This is a genomic window from Humidesulfovibrio sp., from assembly GCF_035560995.1.
Classification (GTDB): Bacteria; Desulfobacterota; Desulfovibrionia; order Desulfovibrionales; family Desulfovibrionaceae; genus Humidesulfovibrio.
Map to the genome: position 1 here is coordinate 1 of NZ_DATMYK010000213.1, position 5174 is coordinate 5174.

4 protein-coding genes are annotated in these 5174 nt (G+C 66.0%); 3 read left to right on the forward strand and 1 reads right to left on the reverse strand.

Features of this window, described 5'->3' with window-relative positions; genetic code table 11:
• From VN419_RS08445 to VN419_RS08455, 3 genes are all read left to right on the forward strand, one after another.
• A partial coding sequence (locus VN419_RS08445) for a C40 family peptidase (RefSeq protein WP_325646450.1) occupies positions 1–458 on the forward strand: 458 nt, incomplete at its 5' end.
• Positions 459–466: 8 nt separating this feature from the next.
• Positions 467–1681 carry a radical SAM family heme chaperone HemW gene (gene hemW, locus VN419_RS08450; RefSeq protein WP_325646452.1) on the forward strand — a complete coding sequence of 405 codons (1215 nt, stop codon included), beginning with the start codon at positions 467–469 and terminating at the stop codon, positions 1679–1681.
• Between the two features lie 202 nt (positions 1682–1883).
• Positions 1884–4133 (forward strand): vitamin B12-dependent ribonucleotide reductase, encoded by a 2250-nt coding sequence (locus tag VN419_RS08455; RefSeq protein ID WP_325646454.1) that lies wholly within the window; start codon positions 1884–1886, stop codon positions 4131–4133.
• Positions 4134–4558: 425 nt separating this feature from the next.
• Here VN419_RS08455 and VN419_RS08460 read toward each other — a convergent pair.
• Positions 4559–5174, reverse strand: a 616-nt coding sequence (locus VN419_RS08460; RefSeq protein WP_325646456.1) for an MFS transporter, incomplete at its 5' end; no start/stop codon positions are given.

Consider the following 5174-nt stretch of genomic DNA (forward strand, 5'->3'; position numbering starts at 1 on the left):
AGGCCACGGACATCCCTGAATTCCCCACCCTGGACGACCTGGAAGTGGAAGCGCGCCTGGAGCGCCTGGCCAAGCTGCCGCCGTCGCTGGGCCTGGACATCGTGCGCACGGGCCTGACCCAGAAGGGCCGCCGCTACCGCCGCGCAGGCACCTCGCCCGTCACCGGCTTCGACTGCTCCGGCTTCACCCAGTGGACCTTCCGCCAGCACGGCGTAAACCTGCCGCGCACCGCCCAGGAGCAGTACCATGCGGGCATCCGCATCGGCACCAGCGAGCTGCGCGCCGGGGATCTCGTGTTCTACAAGATCAACCGCCGGGGCCGCTGGCATGTGGGCATCTACATGGAGGACGACGTGTTCGTGCACAGCCCCAGACCCGGCCGCGGCATCTCTGAGGCCAACATGAAGGACGGCTACTGGGCCAAACGCTTCCTGGGCGCGCGCCGCTACACGCGTTAGCCGCCCCCATGAGCACCCGGGCCTCCCTGTACGTGCACGCGCCCTTCTGCAGGGCCAAGTGCCGCTACTGCGCCTTCTTCTCCGCACCCACAGGCTCTGCCGGGCCGGATGCGCCCGCCCTCTCACGCTACCTTTCCGCCCTGGAGGCGGAAATGAACCGCCAGGCCCAGATCTTTGGCCGCGTGGCCGCGCCAACGCTGTTTTTCGGCGGCGGCACACCCAGCCTGCTGGGGGCCAACGCCTTGGCGCGCATCCTCGCCGCCCTGCGCCAGCGCTTCGACCTAGCCCCGGACGCGGAGATCACCCTTGAGGCCAACCCGGACTCGGCCGCGCCGGAACTTCTGCGCGCCGCTCGGGAACTTGGCGTGAACCGCCTGAGCCTGGGCGTGCAGAGCCTGGACGACGCAGCGCTCAAGGCCCTTGGCCGCGTGCACACCGCCGCCCAAGTGCGCGAAGCTTTCCACGCCGCCCGCGCTGCCGGGTTCGCGAACATCGGCCTGGACCTGATCTTCGGTCTGCCAGGGCAGAGCGTGGAGGGCTGGCTTTCCACCCTGCGCCAGGCCGTGGACCTAAGGCCGGAGCACCTGTCCTGCTACGGGCTGACCATCGAGCCCGGCACCCCCCTGGCCGAAGACGCCACCGCCCTGGCCGCGCTGCCGGATGAGGACTGCCAAGCCGAGATGTTCCTGCGCGGGTCCGAACTGCTGGAAGCCGCAGGGTACGAGCACTACGAGATTTCCAACTTCGCAAAGCTTTCCGGTGGGGTAGGGCAGCGCTGCCGCCACAACATGTCCTGCTGGCGCGGGGAGGATGTGCTGGCCTTCGGGCCCGCCGCTGTTTCGACCATGGCAGAGGAGACGGAGCGCGTGCGCTGGGCCAACCCGCCGGATTTGGCCGAGTGGGAGGCGCTGGTGCTTGAAGGCCGGGCCGGTCAGGCCGGGTGCGAGGCGCTGAGCGCAGACATCCGCGCCAGCGAAGCGCTGATGTTGGCTCTGCGCACGGCCGATGGCCTGGACTTGAACACCTACGCAGCCACCTTTGGGCACGACCTGCGTAATACCCACGCGGATCTGCTGATTCAGCTGGAGCGCGCCGGGCTGACGTTGCTGGACGAGGGCCGTCTGCGCCTTACTCGCGCGGGCATGCTGGTGTCCAACAGTGTCATTCGGGCTCTTGGCTTCGAATTCCAGGAGATTTCCGCGAATCCAGAGAATTCTTCCTGATTGCGCAGAAAAATGCTGTCCGGGAACCCTTGACCTGGGCGGGTTTTCAGGGCTACCCATTGCGCCGCCTTGCTCCCCGGAGTCTGGATAATTCTAGAGAATCTTGATACTACGCAGTCATAATCGGCACTCGCCGGATTTTTCAGAACATATCATTAAGTACGAAATCGCGAACCCCAAAAACACGCGTAAGGAACCCTCAATGACCCAAATCCCCATGCCCGCCGATCTGCCCGATGTCATCCTGAACGACAACGCCAAGGTGGTGCTTTCGCGCCGCTATCTGCGCAAAGGCCCGGACGGCAAGCCCTACGAGCTGCCCAAGGAGCTGTTCTGGCGCGTGGCGGCCAAGATCGCCGAGCAGGAGGGCAATTTCAAGGGCGGCAAGGCCAAGGTGGCCGCGCGGGCGCGGGAATATTACGAGCTTCTGACCAGCTTCAAGTTCCTGCCCAATTCGCCCACCCTGATGAACGCAGGCACGGATCTGGGCCAGCTGGCCGCCTGTTTCGTGCTGCCCGTGGGCGACAGCATCGAGGAAATCTTCGACGCCGTGAAGCACGCCGCGCTGATCCACAAGTCCGGCGGCGGCACGGGCTTCTCCTTCTCGCGCCTGCGCCCCACCGATTCCCGCGTAGGTTCCACCGGCGGCGTGGCCAGCGGCCCGCTGTCCTTCCTGCGCATCTTCAACACCGCCACCGAGCAGATCAAGCAGGGCGGCACCCGGCGCGGGGCCAACATGGGCATCCTGCGCGTGGACCATCCGGACATCATCCGCTTCATCAAGGCCAAGGAGCGCGAGGGCGAGCTGAACAACTTCAACCTCTCCGTGGGCCTCACCGAAGCCTTCATGCAGGCCGTTGACAAGGACGAGGAATACGACCTCATCGCCCCGAACAACAAGGAAGTGCGCGAGCGCCTGAAGGCCCGCGAGGTCTTCGCCATGCTGGTGCAAAAGGCCTGGGAATCCGGCGATCCGGGCATGGTCTTCCTCGACCGCATCAACCGCGACAACCCCACCCCGCAGCTGGGCGAGATCGAGGCCACCAACCCCTGCGGCGAGCAGCCCCTGCTGCCCTACGAGGCCTGCAACCTGGGCTCCATCAACCTGGCCCTGTTCTTTGACGAGAACGCTCCGGACCGCATCGACTGGAACTCGCTGCGCACCGTCATCCACCAGAGCGTGCGCTTCCTCGACAACGTCATCGAAGCCAGCGTGTACCCCCTCGACCAGATCAGCGAAATGGTGCGCACCAACCGCAAGATCGGCCTGGGCCTCATGGGCTTCGCCGACCTCTTGTACCAGCTGGGCGTGCCCTACAACTCCCAGGAAGGCGTCACCCTGGCCGAGCGCCTCATGGCCTTCATCCAGGACGAGTCCAAGCTGGCCAGCAAGGCCCTGGCCGACGAGCGCGGCCCCTTCCCGGCCTTTGAGGGCAGCACCTTCGCCGCCAAGAAGCAGGGCCCATACCGCAACGCCACCACCACCACCATCGCGCCCACGGGCACCCTGTCCATCCTGGCGGGCTGCTCCAGCGGCATCGAGCCCCTGTTCGCCCTGTCCTTCGTGCGCAACGTCATGGACGGCGACAAGCTCGTGGAAGTGAACCCCTTCTTCGAGCAGGCGCTGAAAAACGCCGAGGCCTTCAGCCCCAAGCTCATGGAAGAGGTCGCCAAGATCGGCACCATCCAGAACATGGACTACCTGCCCGCCGACATCCGCCGCATCTTCGTCACCGCCATGGACATCGAGCCCATCTGGCACCTGAAGATGCAGGCCGCCTTCCAGAAGTACACCGACAACGCCGTGTCCAAGACCGTGAACCTGCCCAACTCCGCCACGCAGGAAGACATCTGGGACATCTACTGGAAGGCCTACGAGTACGGCTGCAAAGGCGTCACCGTGTACCGCGACGGCTGCAAGTCCTCCCAGGTGCTCTGCACCGGCGACGGCCAGGACAAGAAGGAAGGCGCGGCCGAGGAAGGCAAGCCCAAGACCGTGGTGCGCAAGCGCCCCGACGTCGTCTACGGCTTCACCCAGAAGGTCGACACCGGCCTGGGCGCGCTCTACCTGACCATCAACGAACAGGACGGCAAGCCCTTCGAGGTCTTCGCCACCATCGGCAAATCCGGCAAGTCCATCACCGCCAAGGCCGAAGCCATCGGACGCCTCGTCTCCCTCGCCCTGCGCAGCGGCGTCGAGGTGCGCGACATCGTCGAACAGCTCAAGGGCATCGGCGGCGAGCACCCGAAATTCCAGAAGAAGATTCTGCTGCAGTCCATCCCCGACGCCGTTTCCTGGGTGCTGGAGAACCGCTACCTCTCCGGCGAAAAGCACGCCAGCAGCCACGCCAACGGCCTGGTGAAAGAGACCTGCCCGGAGTGCGGCGAGGTGCTGACCTTCGAGGAAGGCTGCAATTGCTGCAAATCCTGCGGCTACACCAAGTGCGGGTAGGAAGAGAATAGCCTCCGGCGGCCAGGGGGTATGCACCCCCTGGACCCGCTGACCAAATGAGAAGCCCCGGAGCGCAAAAGCGCTCCGGGGCTTCTCATTTGGGGCAGGCAGGACCGGTGGAAGAGGTGGCTGTTAGAGGGCAAAGTTGGTCAGGGCAGCAAGTTGGGGAATTTCCCAGGGCTGACGACGCTGCTTGCCGACAGCGACCTCCATCCAAAACCTCGCTCTTGGAACTTTATTCCCGAAGCCTCATGTCAGAAGCCTTCCGCCCGGACCCTCCGCGAGGGTTTCCTGTTCCGGCGTCTTCGCGCCGGAACAAGAAATCCTCGCCACAGGGAGTCCAGAGGGCCTTGTGCCCTCTGGCGGGGTCAAGGGGCAGCGCCCCTTGCCGGGGCCTGGGGGCGGCGCCCCCAGCGCCTTCCCGTCTACCGCGCCACAAGGCTCTCGCGGTCGCGCAGCGCGGGGAACAGGCGCATCCACAGCAGCACCACGAGGATGGTGCACACGCCGCCCAGGGCCACTGCCGGGGCCGCGCCGAACCAGGCGGCGGTGACGCCGGACTCGAACTCGCCCAGCTGGTTGGAGGTGCCGATGAACACGGAGTTCACGGCGCTCACGCGGCCGCGCATAGCGTCGGGCGTTTCCAGCTGCACCAGGGACGAGCGCACGACCACGCTGACCATGTCGGCTGCGCCCAGGGTGGCCAGGGCGGCCAGGGACAGGCCGAAGTGGCGCGAGAGCCCGAAGACGATGGTGGCGGCGCCGAACACGGCCACGGAGGCGAACATCTTCAGGCCCACGCGGCGGGTCATGGGCGTGCGCGCAAGGTAGAGGGACATGAACAACGCCCCGGCGGCGGGGGCGGCGCGCAAAAGGCCCAGGCCCAGCGGGCCCACGAAAAGGATATCGCGCGCGAACAGGGGCAGCAGGGCGGTGGCGCCGCCCAGGAGCACGGAGAAGAGGTCCAGGGAGATGGCGCCCAGCACTTCGGGCTTGCCTTTGATGTAGGTGAGCCCGCCCAGAATGTAGGCGAGGGACAGG